Source organism: Paenarthrobacter sp. TRD_SC_7 (genome assembly GCF_056156245.1).
In genome coordinates this window covers 2,799,710-2,815,240 of record NZ_CM149587.1, presented here as the reverse complement: position 1 = coordinate 2,815,240, position 15,531 = coordinate 2,799,710, and the positions used below count along the sequence as shown (strand labels likewise).

At 61.2% G+C, this 15,531-nt stretch carries 14 protein-coding genes; all 14 read left to right on the top strand.

The window, feature by feature from the left end:
• The first annotated feature begins 12 nt into the window (after window positions 1-12).
• The 14 genes from AC0J5Z_RS13710 (at window position 13) to secG (ending at window position 15,455) form a co-directional block, all read left to right on the top strand.
• A complete protein-coding gene (locus AC0J5Z_RS13710; RefSeq protein WP_475033045.1) occupies window positions 13-807 on the top strand; it encodes a trans-aconitate 2-methyltransferase in 795 nt (264 codons plus the stop codon).
• Between the two features lie 154 nt (window positions 808-961).
• The gene (locus AC0J5Z_RS13705) at window positions 962-1,342 is read left to right on the top strand and encodes a GntR family transcriptional regulator (protein WP_475033043.1); all 381 of its coding nucleotides are present in this window, start codon (window positions 962-964) and stop codon (window positions 1,340-1,342) included.
• Window positions 1,343-1,407: 65 nt separating this feature from the next.
• The gene (gene uvrA / locus AC0J5Z_RS13700; protein WP_475033040.1) at window positions 1,408-4,335 is read left to right on the top strand and encodes an excinuclease ABC subunit UvrA; all 2,928 of its coding nucleotides are present in this window, start codon (window positions 1,408-1,410) and stop codon (window positions 4,333-4,335) included.
• 112 nt (window positions 4,336-4,447) lie between these two features.
• Window positions 4,448-5,164: an HAD hydrolase-like protein gene (locus AC0J5Z_RS13695; RefSeq protein WP_475033036.1), complete on the top strand. Its 717-nt coding sequence runs from the start codon at window positions 4,448-4,450 to the stop codon at window positions 5,162-5,164.
• Window positions 5,151-5,819 carry a lysophospholipid acyltransferase family protein gene (locus AC0J5Z_RS13690; protein WP_011774770.1) on the top strand — a complete coding sequence of 223 codons (669 nt, stop codon included), beginning with the start codon at window positions 5,151-5,153 and terminating at the stop codon, window positions 5,817-5,819. The genes AC0J5Z_RS13695 and AC0J5Z_RS13690 overlap by 14 nt, the downstream gene beginning before the upstream one ends.
• 58 nt (window positions 5,820-5,877) lie before the next feature.
• A complete protein-coding gene (gene uvrC / locus AC0J5Z_RS13685) occupies window positions 5,878-7,893 on the top strand; it encodes an excinuclease ABC subunit UvrC (RefSeq protein ID WP_475033034.1) in 2,016 nt (671 codons plus the stop codon).
• Between the two features lie 131 nt (window positions 7,894-8,024).
• A complete protein-coding gene (gene rapZ, locus AC0J5Z_RS13680) occupies window positions 8,025-8,948 on the top strand; it encodes an RNase adapter RapZ (protein WP_475033032.1) in 924 nt (307 codons plus the stop codon).
• Window positions 8,948-9,964: a gluconeogenesis factor YvcK family protein gene (locus AC0J5Z_RS13675; RefSeq protein WP_475033030.1), complete on the top strand. Its 1,017-nt coding sequence runs from the start codon at window positions 8,948-8,950 to the stop codon at window positions 9,962-9,964. Before rapZ ends, AC0J5Z_RS13675 begins: the two co-directional genes overlap by 1 nt.
• 9 nt (window positions 9,965-9,973) lie before the next feature.
• The gene (whiA, locus tag AC0J5Z_RS13670; RefSeq protein ID WP_011774774.1) at window positions 9,974-10,954 is read left to right on the top strand and encodes a DNA-binding protein WhiA; all 981 of its coding nucleotides are present in this window, start codon (window positions 9,974-9,976) and stop codon (window positions 10,952-10,954) included.
• Between the two features lie 174 nt (window positions 10,955-11,128).
• A complete protein-coding gene (locus AC0J5Z_RS13665) occupies window positions 11,129-11,752 on the top strand; it encodes a superoxide dismutase (RefSeq protein WP_475033025.1) in 624 nt (207 codons plus the stop codon).
• A 271-nt stretch (window positions 11,753-12,023) separates the two neighbouring features.
• Window positions 12,024-13,034: a type I glyceraldehyde-3-phosphate dehydrogenase gene (gene gap, locus AC0J5Z_RS13660; RefSeq protein ID WP_475033023.1), complete on the top strand. Its 1,011-nt coding sequence runs from the start codon at window positions 12,024-12,026 to the stop codon at window positions 13,032-13,034.
• Between the two features lie 9 nt (window positions 13,035-13,043).
• Window positions 13,044-14,270 (top strand): phosphoglycerate kinase, encoded by a 1,227-nt coding sequence (locus AC0J5Z_RS13655; protein WP_475033021.1) that lies wholly within the window; start codon window positions 13,044-13,046, stop codon window positions 14,268-14,270.
• 75 nt (window positions 14,271-14,345) lie between these two features.
• The gene (gene tpiA / locus AC0J5Z_RS13650) at window positions 14,346-15,161 is read left to right on the top strand and encodes a triose-phosphate isomerase (RefSeq protein WP_475033015.1); all 816 of its coding nucleotides are present in this window, start codon (window positions 14,346-14,348) and stop codon (window positions 15,159-15,161) included.
• Window positions 15,162-15,197: 36 nt separating this feature from the next.
• On the top strand, window positions 15,198-15,455 hold the full coding sequence (secG, locus tag AC0J5Z_RS13645; protein WP_017198454.1) for a preprotein translocase subunit SecG: 258 nt from the start codon (window positions 15,198-15,200) through the stop codon (window positions 15,453-15,455).
• Window positions 15,456-15,531 lie beyond the last annotated feature (76 nt).

Here is a 15,531-nt window from a genome sequence, read left to right as displayed (position 1 = left end):
GAGGAGGCTTTTATGAACTGGGATCCGTCCAAATATGTTGAATTTGGCAACCATCGTGACCGGCCGTTCCATGACCTTGTAGCAAGGGTCCAGGCCAGCGAACCAAGGAAAGTCATTGACCTCGGCTGCGGCCCCGGAAACCTGACCGCTACGCTGGCTGACCGCTGGCCGGATGCCAGCGTCGTGGGCATCGACTCGTCGGAAGAAATGCTCCTCAAGGCCGAGACGCTCGCGCAGCAGTCCCTCCCGTTCCAATACAGCCAGTTGACCTTCCAACAGGGCGATATAGCCGGCTGGGCTCCGGATGCGGACACTGACGTGGTGGTCACGAATGCCGCCCTCCAGTGGGTTCCCGGGCATCAGGAGATGCTGGGCGCCTGGCTTCGCGACCTCACGCCGGGGGCTTGGTTTGCCTTGCAGGTACCGGGCAACTTCACCTCGCCATCCCACACGCTCATGCGGCAACTGGCGGAATCCCCTTCATGGTCGGCCCGTCTTGGCGGCGTGCTTCGGCACGATGGCGCGGTGGGCAGTCCTGCGGACTACCTGGGCATCATGCTCGACGCCGGATGTGCGGCAGACGCTTGGGAAACCACCTACCAGCAGGTGCTGCAAGGGGAAGATCCCGTACTGGAGTGGGTGCGCGGCACGGGACTTCGTCCGATATTGGCAGTCTTGTCTCCGGAGGAGGCCGCGGCCTTCGAAGGGGAATATTCGGCTCTGCTTCGTGAGGCCTACCCTTCGACGAGCCACGGAACAGTCTTCCCGTTCCGTCGTATTTTCGCCGTCGCCCAAAAGACCGCATGAACCGGCAGGATGCTTGGCCGCGCGTAGCATTCAGTTTCCTGCGCTGTGACGGCTTGTCCCGTGCCGACGTCGCTGGTCTAATTCTCGGCATGGACCAAGGACGTTTCGAAGAAAAGATGACCCGGCCGGAGCAGGCACCAGGCCGGAGTTCCTCGTGACTCCCACGGGAGATTTTCCAGGCAGCTGGCGCCCCAACACCAGCAGTGCCGTTGCGCTGTTTGAACAGTTGAGATTGCGGATCATTGAACTCGTGGATGCCGGAGTCCTTGCCGTTGGCGCCAAGCTTCCTCCCGTTCGCAATCTGGCCGGGGTGCTGGACGTCGCTCCGCACACGGTGGCCCGTGCTTACAAGGAATTGGAAGCAGCAGGCGTAGTGGCAACGCGGGGGCGCAACGGTACCGTGGTCTGCGCACGGGATGATCGCTGGGGAGCGCTGGCCGGTGTCGCCGCACAATATGCCGCCGCCGCGAAAGCCCAAGGAGCCTCATTCGCCGAGGCAGTGCAGCTTCTTGCCGCGGCCTATGACGCTGACTGATACCGATCGGTAGCATGTGAGGCACGACATGGAAATTCGAAGAAGTTTTCGATTAGCATTGGTAGGTGCCCAAAGCCTTAGCTGAAGATACCGCCATGGATGCCATAAACGGCGTCTCCGTCCTTCCCCATACCAAACCCGCCAAGCCGGATCTTTCCCGCTTGGTGGTCAAGGGTGCCAGGGAACACAATCTGCGAAACGTGGATCTCGATCTTCCCCGTGACGCCATGATCGTGTTCACGGGACTCTCCGGTTCCGGCAAGTCATCCCTGGCTTTCGACACCATCTTCGCCGAAGGCCAGCGCCGCTACGTGGAGTCGCTGTCCGCGTACGCACGCCAGTTCCTTGGCCAGGTGGACAAGCCTGATGTCGATTTCATCGAGGGTCTGTCTCCTGCGGTATCCATCGACCAGAAGTCCACCAGCAAGAATCCGCGTTCAACCGTGGGCACCATCACCGAAATTTACGACTATATGCGTTTGTTGTGGGCGCGCGTAGGCCGTCCGCACTGTCCTGTTTGTGGCGAGCCTATCGCCCGGCAGACGCCGCAACAGATTGTGGATCAGCTCCTGGAACTGGATCCGGGCACGCGGTTCCAGGTGCTGGCGCCGGTTGTTCGAGGGCGCAAGGGCGAATTTGTTGATCTCTTCAAGGAGCTCACCGCGAAGGGCTATTCCCGTGCCCGGGTGGACGGCGAACTGGTTCAGCTAAGCGATCCTCCCAAGCTTGGCAAACAGTTCAAGCACACCATCGAGGTAGTGGTGGACCGCCTGGTGGTCAAGGAAGAGATCAGCCAGCGGCTCACTGATTCCGTGGAGACGGCCTTGGGCCTTGCCGAGGGCCGGGTGCTGGTGGAGTTCGTGGACCTCGATGCCCAGGATCCTGAGCGCATACGCGCTTTCTCAGAGAACCTGGCGTGCCCCAACGAGCACCCCCTGGCCATCGACGAAATTGAGCCCCGCTCATTCTCCTTCAACAACCCCTTCGGTGCCTGCTCTGCCTGCAGCGGCATCGGTACCCGGCTGGAAGTGGATGAAGAACTGATCGTTCCCAATCCGGAGCTCTCCCTGGGCGAGGGTGCCATTGCTCCCTGGGCCCTCGGCACAGCGACAACGGAATACTGGAACCGACTTCTGGAGGGCCTGGCACACGAACTTGGCTTCTCCATGAAGACATCATGGGAGAAGCTGCCCAAGGACGTCCGCAATACCGTGCTGCATGGCAAAGACCACAAGGTTGTTGTCCAGTACAAGAACCGCTTTGGTCGTGAGCGTAAATACAGCACCGGCTTTGAAGGCGCAATCCAGTACGTCCACCGTAAGCACGGAGAAACGGACTCCGACTGGGCCCGCGACCGGTACGAAGAGTACATGCGCCAGATTCCCTGCCCTGAGTGCAACGGAGCGCGCCTCAACCCGGCATCGCTGTCCGTGCTCATCAACGGGAAGTCGATCGCCGAGGTCGCTGCCCTGCCGATGCGTGAGTGCGCGGAGTTCCTGGGCAGTCTTACCCTGACCAACAGGGAAGCCCAGATTGCCAACCAGGTGCTGAAGGAGATCCAGGCGCGCCTGACCTTCCTCCTGGACGTCGGGTTGGAGTACCTCAACCTGGAGCGCCCTTCGGGGACTTTGTCTGGTGGCGAGGCCCAGCGCATCCGACTGGCCACCCAGATCGGCTCCGGCCTGGTGGGCGTCCTCTACGTTTTGGATGAGCCATCCATTGGCTTGCACCAGCGTGACAACCGGCGGCTGATCGAGACGCTCACCCGCCTCCGGGACCTGGGTAACACCCTGATTGTGGTGGAGCATGACGAAGACACCATCCACGAAGCGGACTGGGTGGTTGACATCGGACCGGGTGCCGGCGAACACGGCGGCCAAGTGGTGCACTCCGGAACCTACAAGGAACTTCTGGAGAACACTGACTCACTGACGGGTGACTACCTGTCCGGACGCCGCAAGATAGATGTCCCCACCAAACGCCGTAAGTATGACAAAAAGCGTGAACTCAAGGTTGTTGGCGCCAGGGAGAACAACCTCAACAACGTTGACGCCACGTTCCCCTTGGGGCTCTTCACAGCGGTGACCGGCGTCAGTGGCTCCGGCAAGTCCACATTGGTGAACGAGATCCTGTACAAGGTCCTAGCCACCAAGCTTAACGGCGCCAAGCAGGTTGCAGGACGTCACCGGACGGTGGCTGGACTGGAGCACCTGGACAAAGTGGTCCACGTAGATCAGAGCCCGATCGGCCGTACACCCCGGTCCAACCCGGCCACATACACCGGCGTCTTCGACAACATCCGGAAACTGTTCGCTGAGACCACCGAAGCCAAGGTGCGTGGATACCAGCCCGGTCGGTTCTCGTTCAACGTCAAGGGCGGGCGCTGCGAGGCCTGTTCAGGCGACGGCACGTTGAAGATCGAGATGAACTTCCTGCCGGACGTTTACGTACCTTGCGAAGTGTGCCACGGCGCCCGGTACAACCGGGAAACCCTTGAGGTTCACTACAAGGGCAAGACCATTGCCGACGTCCTGAACATGCCCATCGAGGAAGGTGCACAATTTTTCGCTGCGTTCACTCCGATCGCTCGGCATTTGAACACTTTGGTGGATGTGGGCCTTGGCTACGTCAGGCTTGGCCAGCCCGCCACCACACTGTCGGGCGGCGAGGCCCAGCGCGTGAAGCTGGCTGCAGAGCTCCAGAAGCGATCCAACGGGCGCAGCATCTACGTCCTTGACGAGCCCACCACGGGCCTGCACTTTGAGGACATCCGCAAGCTGCTCATGGTTCTTCAGGGCTTGGTGGACAAAGGCAATACTGTGATCACTATCGAGCACAACCTGGACGTCATCAAGTCGGCGGACTGGATCGTGGACCTTGGCCCCAATGGTGGTTCGGGCGGCGGAAAGATCGTGGCCACTGGAACGCCTGAACAGGTGGCAAAATCTACGGACAGCCACACCGCGACCTTCCTGGCCGAGGTTCTCGGTTAGTTACACACGCATGTCCGGGAGGCCTTCGAGGGAATATGTCCACGACCTTGGAAGTATTCCGATAGCGGCATGCGAGTTTCAGGCATGCCGCTACTCGTGAGAAACTAACCCGGTGACTCAAACAACGGTGCCCGTAATATTCGATCTGGACGGCACCCTTGTCGATCCTGCCGGTGGTATCACGGGAGGCATTTCTGCGGCCCTCCGGGAAATGGAACTCCCTGTTCCGGAACAAGCTGTGCTGAATTCCATGGTGGGTCCCAAACTCAGCGATTCCCTCCTGCATTTGGCGAACGTCCCCAGCGAATTGGTGGACGAAACCATTGAGCGATACCGGCGCCACTACAAAGACACCGGTATTGGCCAAAGCAAGCTGTACCCGGGAATATTCGATCTCCTCGAATTCTTCGCGGAGACCGGCCGGCCCATCGCGGTAGCCACCCAGAAGCCGCAGTCAATTGCGCGGCTCGTGCTCAAACATCACAAAATTGCTGACTTCTTTGTCTCCATCCGCGGGGCTGCGGACGACGAATCCCTGAAGGCCAATACGGCGTCCGGCAAAGTTGAGATCGTCGGCGCGGCGTTGAATGATCTTCACTCCCAACCGGCCGTCATGGTTGGGGACAGGCATCAGGACGTCGCGGGCGCATTGGCCAACGGGTTGGACTGCATCGGGGTCAGTTGGGGATTCGCGCCGGACGGTGAACTTGCGGAAGCCGGAGCAGTCGCCGTAGTAGACACTGCCCTCGAGCTGCGCACCAAAATTGAAGAACTTGACGCTGTCCGCGCGGCAGCCCTGAGCGAGGTACAAAACGATGGCAGTCTTTGATGCGATCCGCTGGACAACCCGTGGCTTGATTTCTTCCACGTGCCGTCCTACGGTCATTGGGCTGGAGAACGTTCCCAAGGATGGGCCGTTCATCGTAGCCCCCAATCACCTCTCCTTCCTGGACAGTGTCATCGTTCAGGCACTCATGCCCCGCCCCGTTGCCTTTTTTGCCAAGGCGGAGTATTTCACCACCAAGGGCGTCAAAGGTGCCGTGATGAAGTCGTTCTTCGAGGCAGTGGGTTCCATTCCCGTCGAGCGTGGCGAACAGGCGGCCAGCGTGCAGGCGCTCAAGACGCTCCTGGACATACTGGAATCGGGTAAGGGCATCGGCATCTACCCTGAAGGTACGCGTTCCCGGGATGGCATTCTCTACCGTGGCAGGACGGGCGTGGGTTGGCTTGCCTTGACCACGGGGGCTCCGGTGATACCGGTAGGTCTGATTGGCACCGAGAAGTTGCAGCCTGCGGACAAGAACGCGGTCCGCCCCCAGCACTTCACCATGAAGGTGGGCGAACCCCTCTATTTCGACAAGACAGGCCCGGACCATTCCCTGCCCGCTCGCCGCGAAGTCACCGACAAGATCATGGACGCCATAGCCCTGCTGAGCGGACAGGAACGGTCCACGAGCTACAACCAAAGTAAATCGGTTGACTAGCGGGCACTGCCGCAACGCCGTGGCAATGAGTGACGTTCCGGTTCACTAGACTGGAAACGTGGCAGATCCAGCAAGTTACCGCCCCCAAACGGGGGAAATTCCCACCACGCCGGGCGTCTATCGTTTCCGTGACCCCCATGGCCGCGTCATCTATGTGGGCAAGGCAAAGAACCTCCGCTCCAGGCTGAATTCGTACTTCGCCAACCCGGCAGCCCTTCTTCCCAAGACCCATGCCATGGTCCACGCGGCCAGCAGCGTTGAATGGACTGTGGTGGGCAGCGAGCTGGAGTCGCTGCAATTGGAATATACGTGGATCAAGGAATTCAAACCACGGTTCAACGTCGTGTTCCGGGACGACAAGACCTATCCCTATCTTGCCGTCACCATGGGGGAGAAGTACCCCCGGGTGCAGGTCATGCGCGGCGAGAGAAGGAAGGGCACCAGGTACTTCGGTCCATACACGGCCGGAGCCATCAGGGAAACCATGGACACGCTCCTACGGGTTTTCCCCGTCCGGAGTTGCAGCGCTGGCGTCTTTAAGCGCGCTGAGTCCAGCGGACGGCCCTGCCTTTTGGGTTACATCGACAAATGCTCGGCACCTTGTGTTGGCCGGGTCACTCCCGATGAGCACCGTGGCCTTGCGGAGGACTTCTGTTCCTTCATGGGAGGCGAAGCCAAACGTTTCATCAGCCGGCTGGAAAAGGAAATGGGTGCCGCCGTAGCCGAGCTGGACTACGAGCGCGCCGCCGGGCTCAGGGACGACATCATCGCGCTTCGGAAGGTCTTTGAACGCAATGCAGTGGTCCTCGCGGAGGACACCGACGCCGATGTCTTCGCTCTCCACGAGGACGAACTCGAAGCTTCCGTACAGGTTTTCCACGTGCGCGGCGGCCGTGTCCGCGGGCAGCGCGGCTGGGTGGTGGAAAAAGTGGAGGATGCTACGACGCCGGAACTCATCGAACATTTGCTGCAGCAGGTCTACGGGGAAGATAGTGAAGTTCAGGGCCGGATCCCACGGGAAGTCCTGGTGCCGGAGAACCCCAGCAACCATGCTGAACTGACGGAATGGCTGGGTGGCTTGCGCGGAGCCAGGGTGGACATCCGCGTGCCACAGCGCGGTGACAAAGCCGCACTGATGTCCACTGTGCGCGAGAATGCCGAGCAAGCCCTGAAGCTGCACAAGACCCGACGCGCAGGAGACATTACGGTTCGTTCCCTTGCCCTCCAGGAACTGCAGGAAGCCTTGGAGATTCCGGTTCCCCTACTGAGGATCGAGTGCTTCGATATTTCCCACGTCCAGGGGACAAACGTGGTGGCTTCCATGGTGGTAGTGGAAGACGGGCTCCCCAAGAAGTCCGACTACCGGAAATTCTCGATTACGGGAGCTGCAGCAGCGGACGATACGGCCGCCATGCACGACGTCCTGACCCGTCGGTTCAGGCACTACCTGACAGACAAGGCTGCCCAGGTCCCCATCGTTTCCGGCGAGATCGTCAACCCGACTCGTACTGGCGCCAAAAGCAGCACTGACTTGCCGCCGTCGGACCCCAATGTTCCCGCCCCGAAGGCCAAGTTCGCCTACCCGCCCAACCTGGTGGTGGTGGACGGTGGGCAGCCTCAGGTCAATGCGGCCGCGCGTGCCCTCGCTGAGTTGGGCATTGATGACGTCTACGTTGTGGGCCTCGCCAAGCGGCTTGAGGAAGTCTGGCTGCCTGACAGCGACTTTCCTGTGATCCTGCCCCGAACGTCGCAGGGGTTGTACCTCCTGCAACGGATTCGTGACGAAGCCCACCGATTTGCCATCACCTTCCACCGACAGAAGCGCGGCAAAGCGATGACGGTCTCCGTCCTGGACGGCGTACCGGGCCTGGGTGAGGCGAAACGCAAGGCGTTGGTGGCACATTTTGGCTCGCTCAAGAAGATCAAGGCTGCGTCGGTGGAGGAGCTCACCACTGCCAAGGGCATCGGGCCGGCGCTGGCCGCAGCGGTGGTCCAGCACCTTGGATCTACTGCGGACAGCGGTGAAACGGCACCAGCGGTGAACATGACCACCGGCGAAATCCTTGAATCTTAGCTAGGGTAAGAACTTGGCCTGTCGCCGCAGCTGCGGTGGCGGACGCCTGAAGATGGCCACGTGCGCCACGCCGTGCAGGGCGGGTACCGAGAGCTTTTGACTGACCACTTTCGACGAAACGGGGACAACTGATGGATGAGGCTACGGCAGAGTCCGACACGGAGCAGGACGGCCTGACGCCGGTCAAGCCAGCTGAGGCGGAGTTGCTGGTGGTAACCGGCATGTCGGGTGCGGGGCGCAGCACTGCTTCCGATGCTTTGGAGGATCACGGCTGGTACGTTGTGGACAACCTTCCTCCGCAAATGCTTGGCACCTTGGCCGAAATTGTCTCGCATGCGCCGAAGTCGATTCCCAAGCTTGCTGTCGTGGTGGACGTCCGCAGCAAGGACCTGTTCGCCGACATTCAAACTGCCTTGGGGGCGCTGAGCGCGACCGGTATTTCGTTCCGGGTCCTCTTCCTGGACGCCAACGACGACGTCCTGGTGCGCCGTTTCGAGCAGGGGCGTCGTCCGCATCCGTTGCAGGGCGGCGGAAGGATACTCGACGGCATCGGCATCGAACGTGAGGTCCTGCGTGAACTGCGCGAGCACGCCGACGTGGTGCTCGACACGTCCGACTTCAACGTTCATGGCTTGGCCACGGCCATCACGGAACTGTTCAGCGATACCGGACCGGTGACGCTTCGCCTGAATGTCATGAGCTTTGGATTCAAATACGGTCTGCCGGTGGATGCGAATTTCGTGGCCGACGCCCGCTTCATCCCCAACCCGCACTGGGTTCCCCGGCTTCGGCCCCACACCGGCCTGGATGAGGATGTCAGCGAGTATGTCCTGGGCGCCGAGGGTGTTCAGGAGTTCGTGGACCGTTATGTCCGGGCTTTGGAGCCGGTCTTGGACGGCTATCGCCAGGAAAACAAGCATTACGCCACGCTGGCGGTGGGTTGCACCGGGGGTAAACACCGTTCGGTGGCAGTCGCTATGGAACTTTCCAAGCGGCTGGCACAGTACCCCCGAGTCACCGTGACCACCACCCATCGCGACCTGGGACGCGAGTAGTGGGGGTCCTGACGGGTCCGCTGCCCCTCATCCCGCCCAAAGGCGTTCCCGGCAGCCAGCAGAAGAAAAGTCCTTCTGTGGTCGCGTTGGGTGGCGGTCACGGACTGGCGGCTTCGCTGTCTGCCCTGCGTTTGCTCACGTCTGAGCTGACGGCAATCGTCACAGTAGCGGACGACGGCGGAAGTTCCGGGCGCCTCCGCGACGAGTACGGCGTCCTCCCGCCCGGTGACCTGCGGATGGCCTTGAGCGCCCTCTGCGACGACACCGATTGGGGGCGGACCTGGCGCGACGTTATGCAGCACCGCTTTGAAGCCGGTTCTGCCAAGGGCGGTTCCCTGGACAACCATGCCATGGGCAACCTGCTCATCGTCACGCTGTGGGAACTGTTGGGGGACACCGTCGCGGGTCTGAAGTGGGCGGGAGCGTTGCTGGGCGCCCGCGGACAAGTACTCCCCATGTCAAGCGTTCCCCTCACCATTGAGGGCAAAGCGCGTACGGAATTGCCAGGCGGCGGCCATGAACTGCGGACGGTTCGGGGGCAGGCGAAGTGTGCTGTTGCGGGAAAACTGGACGAAGTCAAGCTTCTGCCCGAATCCGCTCCTGCCTGCACCGAGGCACTCACTGCGATTGAGCTGGCTGACTGGGTCATTCTGGGCCCCGGTTCCTGGTACACCTCGGTTCTGCCGCATTTGCTGCTGCCAGAGCTTCGGCGGGCCCTCGGCGATACCGCTGCAAAGCGATGCCTGACCATGAACCTGGACGTGGAAACCAAGGAAACGTCAGGCATGACGGCAGCGGACCACTTGGATGTCCTGCGCCGCTATGCGCCTGAGTTCACTGTCGACGTCGTCCTGGCAGATCCCGCTGCAGTGCAGGATCTCAAGGCATTCGAGAAGGCAGCGGCGATGATCGGCGCCGAAGTGGTGTTGGGTAGAGTAGGGGCGTCGAGGCGCCGCCCCGTCCATGATCCAATGCTGCTGGCAGCGGCGTACCACGATATTTTCGGGAACAGTTAGGAACACGCGATGGCACTTACTGCGTCGGTCAAGGACGAACTGTCCCGGCTGGACATCAAGAAATCTTCGGTCCGGAAGGCGGAGGTTTCGGCAATGCTGCGTTTTGCAGGCGGCTTGCACATCATTTCGGGGCGGATCGTCATTGAGGCTGAAGTTGATCTCGCCTCCACTGCCCGCCGTCTCCGGGCCGCGATCGCGGAAGTCTATGGGCATCAGAGCGAGATAATTGTTGTTTCCGGCGGGGGTCTGCGCCGGGGGAGCCGGTACGTTGTCCGCGTCGTGCGGGACGGCGAGGCCCTCGCGCGGCAAACAGGCTTGCTGGATGGCCGTGGACGCCCTGTACGCGGCCTCCCGTCCGCGGTTGTCAATGGTTCAGCCGCCGATGCCGAGGCCGTGTGGCGGGGCGCTTTCCTTGCCCATGGCTCGCTCACAGAGCCAGGGCGTTCGTCGTCCCTTGAGGTGACGTGCCCCGGCCCTGAATCCGCGTTGGCACTGGTCGGCGCAGCCCGCCGCCTCGGCATCCAGGCCAAGGCGCGGGAAGTTCGCGGCGTTGACCGTGTGGTCATCCGAGACGGTGACACCATCGCAACCCTCCTGACCCGAATGGGCGCGCATGACGCCTTGATGGTGTGGGAGGAACGGCGGATGCGAAAGGAAGTCCGGGCAACTGCCAACAGACTGGCCAACTTTGATGATGCCAACCTGCGTCGCTCTGCCCAAGCCGCAGTAGCTGCGGGTGCCAGGGTGGACCGTGCATTGGAAATCCTGGGCGACGACGTCCCGGATCACCTCAAGTACGCGGGGGAGCTTCGCGTGGCCCACAAGCAGGCAAGCCTGGATGAGCTGGGCCGCCTTGCCGATCCGCCCATGACCAAGGACGCCATAGCGGGCCGCATTCGCCGTCTCCTTGCCATGGCCGATAAACGTGCATTGGATTTGGGCATTCCGGGGACTGAGGCAAATGTGACTCCGGAAATGATGGACGAGTAGGGCACACCCATAGAATCGACAAAGTGCGGAGGAAATACTGCGAGGCCACCGCGGGTTGTTCCCGGTGGAGGCAAGAGCAGTCTTCTTCGCCAAGGATTTCCGGCCGGTCCGCTGGCCGGATGAATTAACGAGAGTTACCAACCCGGACGTAAGTCCATTACATTGGAGGATTTCGTGACAGAGTACGTTCTGCCCGAGCTCGGCTACGACTACGCAGCACTCGAACCGCACATTTCGGCAAAGATCATGGAGCTGCACCACAGCAAGCACCATGCGGCATACGTAGCAGGCGCCAACAACGCCCTCTCCCAGCTGGCCGAAGCGCGCGAGAAGAATGATTTCGCCAACATCAACCGCCTCTCCAAGGACCTCGCGTTCCACACCGGCGGACACATCAACCACTCCGTCTTCTGGAACAACATTTCCCCGGACGGCGGTGACAAGCCCGAGGGCGAGCTCGCAGCTGCCATCGACGACGCTTTCGGATCCTTCGATGCTTTCCGTGCACAGTTCAGCGCTGCTGCGCTGGGCTTGCAGGGTTCCGGCTGGGCTTTCCTGGCCTACGAGCCCATCGGCGGGAACCTGCTCATCGAGCAGCTCTACGATCAGCAGGGCAACGTGGCAGTTGGCACCACCCCGCTGCTGATGCTGGACATGTGGGAGCACGCCTTCTACCTGGACTACGTCAACGTCAAGGCCGACTACGTCAAGGCATTCTGGAACATCGCCAACTGGGCAGACGTGGCCAAGCGCTTCGAAGCCGCCCGCGCCAACGCAACGGGCCTCATCGTCCTCTAGTTGGTGAGTCCCGGTTCACGCCGATGTAACAAAAGTCACTTTTGGCCTGAATTGGGGCCAAATGCTGGAAAGCCTGCCTCCGCAGTTGCGGGGGCAGGCTTAGTTAAACGTAAGATGGATCACGGAAGGCGGTTAGCCTTCAGCAATGTGGCTGGTCGCCCTCCGATCTGATAATCACCTCTGCCCAAAGACGTGCGGGGTCTGTTAGTTGGAAATATTTGATCCGACTCACTAGGCGTGCTTGCAAGAGCACCAAGGAGATTGACACATAGTGACCACCCGTATTGGTATCAACGGCTTCGGCCGCATCGGCCGTAACTACTTCCGCGCAGCACTGGCCCAGGGCGCAGACCTTGAGATCGTGGCAGTCAACGACCTCACAAGCCCCGAAACGCTCGCCCACCTCCTGAAGTACGACTCCGTCGGTGGCCGCCTCACGCAGTCCGTGGAGGTTGTTGATGGCAACCTGGTAGTCGATGGCAAGTCCATCACCGTTCTGGCCGAGCGCGATCCCGCAAACCTCCCCTGGGGCGAGCTGGGCGTAGACATCGTCATCGAGTCCACCGGTTTCTTCACCAAAGCCGCAGCTGCGCAGAAGCACATCGATGCCGGCGCCAAGAAGGTCCTCATTTCGGCACCCGCCAGCGACGAAGACATCACCATCGTCATGGGCGTCAACCAGGACCTCTACGATCCGGCAGAGCACAACATCATCTCCAACGCATCCTGCACCACCAACTGCCTCGGCCCGCTTGCCAAGGTGGTCAATGACGCCTTCGGCATCGAGCGTGGCCTGATGACCACGGTCCACGCCTACACGGCAGACCAGAACCTGCAGGACGGCCCGCACGGCGATCTCCGTCGCGCCCGTGCTGCTGCGATCAACATGGTTCCCACCTCCACTGGTGCTGCCAAGGCAATCGGCCTCGTCCTGCCGGAACTCAAGGGCAAGCTGGATGGCTACGCCATCCGCGTTCCCGTCCCCACGGGCTCGGCCACAGACCTCACGGTCACCGTCTCCCGCGAAGTCACGGTTGAGGAAGTCAACGCTGCCGTCAAGGCCGCCGCTGAGTCCGAGCAATTCGCCGGAATCCTCAGCTACACCGATGCCCCCATCGTGTCCTCGGACATCGTCGGAGACCCCGCGTCCTCAATCTTCGACTCCGGCCTCACCAAGGTCATCGGCAACCAGGTCAAGGTTGTTTCCTGGTATGACAACGAGTGGGGTTACTCCAACCGCCTCGTAGACCTCACGGAGCTCGTCGCATCCAAGCTGGGCTAGGGTAGACACATGACATCTCACACCCTCAACGAACTCATCGCTGAAGGTGTCCGCGGGCGGTACATTCTGGTCAGAAGTGACCTGAATGTGCCGCTCGACGGCTCTACAGTGACCGACGACGGCCGCATCAAGGCCTCCCTTCCGGTCCTTACGAAGCTCTCGGACGCCGGTGCCCGTGTGCTCGTAACCGCCCACCTCGGACGCCCCAAAGGCGCCCCCGAGAACAAGTACTCGCTGAAGCCCGCCGCGTCGCGCCTGGCGGAACTCGCGGACTTCAAGGTCCAGCTCGCCGACGATACTGTAGGTGACTCCGCCAAGGAGCTCGCAGCTGGACTCCAGGATGGCGAAGTGCTCGTCTTGGAGAACGTTCGCTTCGACGCCCGCGAAACCAGCAAAGACGACACCGAGCGCGGCGCCTTCGCTGACGAGCTGGTTGCCCTCACGGGGACCAACGGGGCCTTCGTGGACGACGCCTTTGGTGCGGTCCACCGCAAGCACGCGAGTGTCTTTGACGTCGCTACCCGTTTGCCGTCGTACTTGGGCGACCTTGTGCACACCGAGGTAGAGGTTCTCCGGAAGCTCACTACGGACACGCAACGTCCCTACGTCGTGGTTCTTGGCGGCTCCAAGGTCTCAGACAAACTGGCAGTCATCGAAAACCTGCTGGGCAAGGCCGACACCATCCTTGTTGGCGGCGGCATGCTGTTCACGTTCCTGGCAGCGGCCGGGCACAAGGTAGCGGGCAGCCTCCTCGAGGAAGACCAGATTCCAGTGGTTCAGGACTACCTCAAGCGTGCCTCTGAATCCGGAACGTCTTTCGTGATCCCAACAGACGTCGTGGTAGCCAGCCGCTTCGCGGCGGATGCTGAGCACGAGGTCGTCAAGGCAGACGCCATTGAGGAGAGCACTTTCGGCGCTTCCGGCATCGGCCTGGACATCGGCCCGGAATCCGCTTCGGCATTCGCTGCCCAGATCGAAGGGGCAAAGACCGTGTTCTGGAATGGCCCCATGGGTGTCTTCGAATTCGAAGCCTTCTCCAGTGGGACGCGAGCGATTGCACAGGCCCTGACGGACACGGTTGCCTTTACGGTGGTTGGTGGCGGCGACTCCGCCGCGGCCGTTCGGACCCTCGGCTTCGAGGACTCGCAGTTCGGCCATATCTCCACCGGAGGCGGCGCCAGCCTGGAATACCTTGAAGGCAAGGAACTTCCCGGCCTGAGCGTCCTGGACCGCTAAGCAACAAACCGGCCGGCAGGACGCCACTGCGTCCTGCCGGCCGTTCCATATTTCAACGCATTCTTTGGAGTTCATGTGACTACCTCTGCCAACGGCACCTTCGTCCGCAAGCCCTTCATCGCCGGCAACTGGAAGATGAACATGGACCACGTCCAGGGCATTACCTTGCTGCAGAAGCTCGCTTGGACACTGTCCGACGCCAAGCACGACTACAGCCGTGCCGAGGTCGCAGTGTTTCCTCCGTTCACCGACCTCCGGGGTGTCCAGACGCTGGTTCAGGGTGACGAGCTGGAAGTTGTCTACGGTGGCCAGGACCTGTCCCAGTTCGACTCCGGCGCCTACACGGGCGACATCTCCGGTCAGTTCCTCAGCAAGCTGGGGTGCACCTACGTCCTGGTGGGCCACAGTGAGCGGCGCACCATCCATAACGAGTCGGACGAGGTTCTGAACGCCAAGGTCAAGGCCGGCTTCCGCCACGGAGTCACTCCGGTTTTATGTGTCGGCGAGGGCCTCGAAGTCCGCCAGGGCGGTACGCATGTGGAGCACACCTTGGCCCAGCTGCGCGCCGGTGTGGAAGGACTCACCGCTGAGCAGGCTGCTGATCTCGTTGTTGCCTACGAACCCGTTTGGGCCATCGGCACCGGCGAAGTAGCTGGCCCGGAGGATGCACAGGAAATGTGTGCAGCCATCCGTGCTGAGCTTGCCGAACTCTTCGACGAGACCGTTGCGGCGAAGACACGCCTTCTTTATGGCGGCTCCGTCAAAGCCAACAATGCTGCCGCCATCATGGCTGAAAGCGATGTTGATGGATTGCTCGTGGGTGGCGCCAGCCTGGACCCCGCGGAGTTTGCTAACATTGTCAGGTTCGAGAGCCACCTCGTCACCGACTAGTCCGGCTCCCGTTTTCCGCTTCTTCGAAAGGCCGTCGTGGACGTTCTTCAAGTCATTCTGCAGATCCTGCTGGGCATCACCAGCCTTCTGCTGACGCTGCTCATCCTCCTGCACAAGGGACGTGGAGGCGGTTTGTCCGACATGTTCGGTGGCGGTATGAGCTCCGGATTGAGTTCGTCCGGTGTAGCCGAGCGCAACCTTAACCGCTTCACCATCATTCTTGGCATCACATGGGGCGTCGTGATCATCGGCTTGGGCCTGATCATGCGATTTACCTCGGGTGGCGACTCCTAGTTCGTTCCCAAAAAAGGGAGGCTCCTGAACAGGAGCCTCCCTTTTTCTTTACCCATGGCACCCATTCCTGGTGCCG

What these genes read in the sequence shown, in the direction of transcription:
- AC0J5Z_RS13710 (WP_475033045.1), top strand. Translation starts at nt 13, where the DNA reads ATGAACTGGGATCCGTCCAAATATGTTGAATTTGGCAACCATCGTGAC.
- AC0J5Z_RS13690 (WP_011774770.1), top strand. Translation starts at nt 5,151, where the DNA reads ATGGCAGTCTTTGATGCGATCCGCTGGACAACCCGTGGCTTGATTTCT.
- rapZ (WP_475033032.1), top strand. Translation starts at nt 8,025, where the DNA reads ATGGATGAGGCTACGGCAGAGTCCGACACGGAGCAGGACGGCCTGACG.
- whiA (WP_011774774.1), top strand. Translation starts at nt 9,974, where the DNA reads ATGGCACTTACTGCGTCGGTCAAGGACGAACTGTCCCGGCTGGACATC.
- AC0J5Z_RS13655 (WP_475033021.1), top strand. Translation starts at nt 13,044, where the DNA reads ATGACATCTCACACCCTCAACGAACTCATCGCTGAAGGTGTCCGCGGG.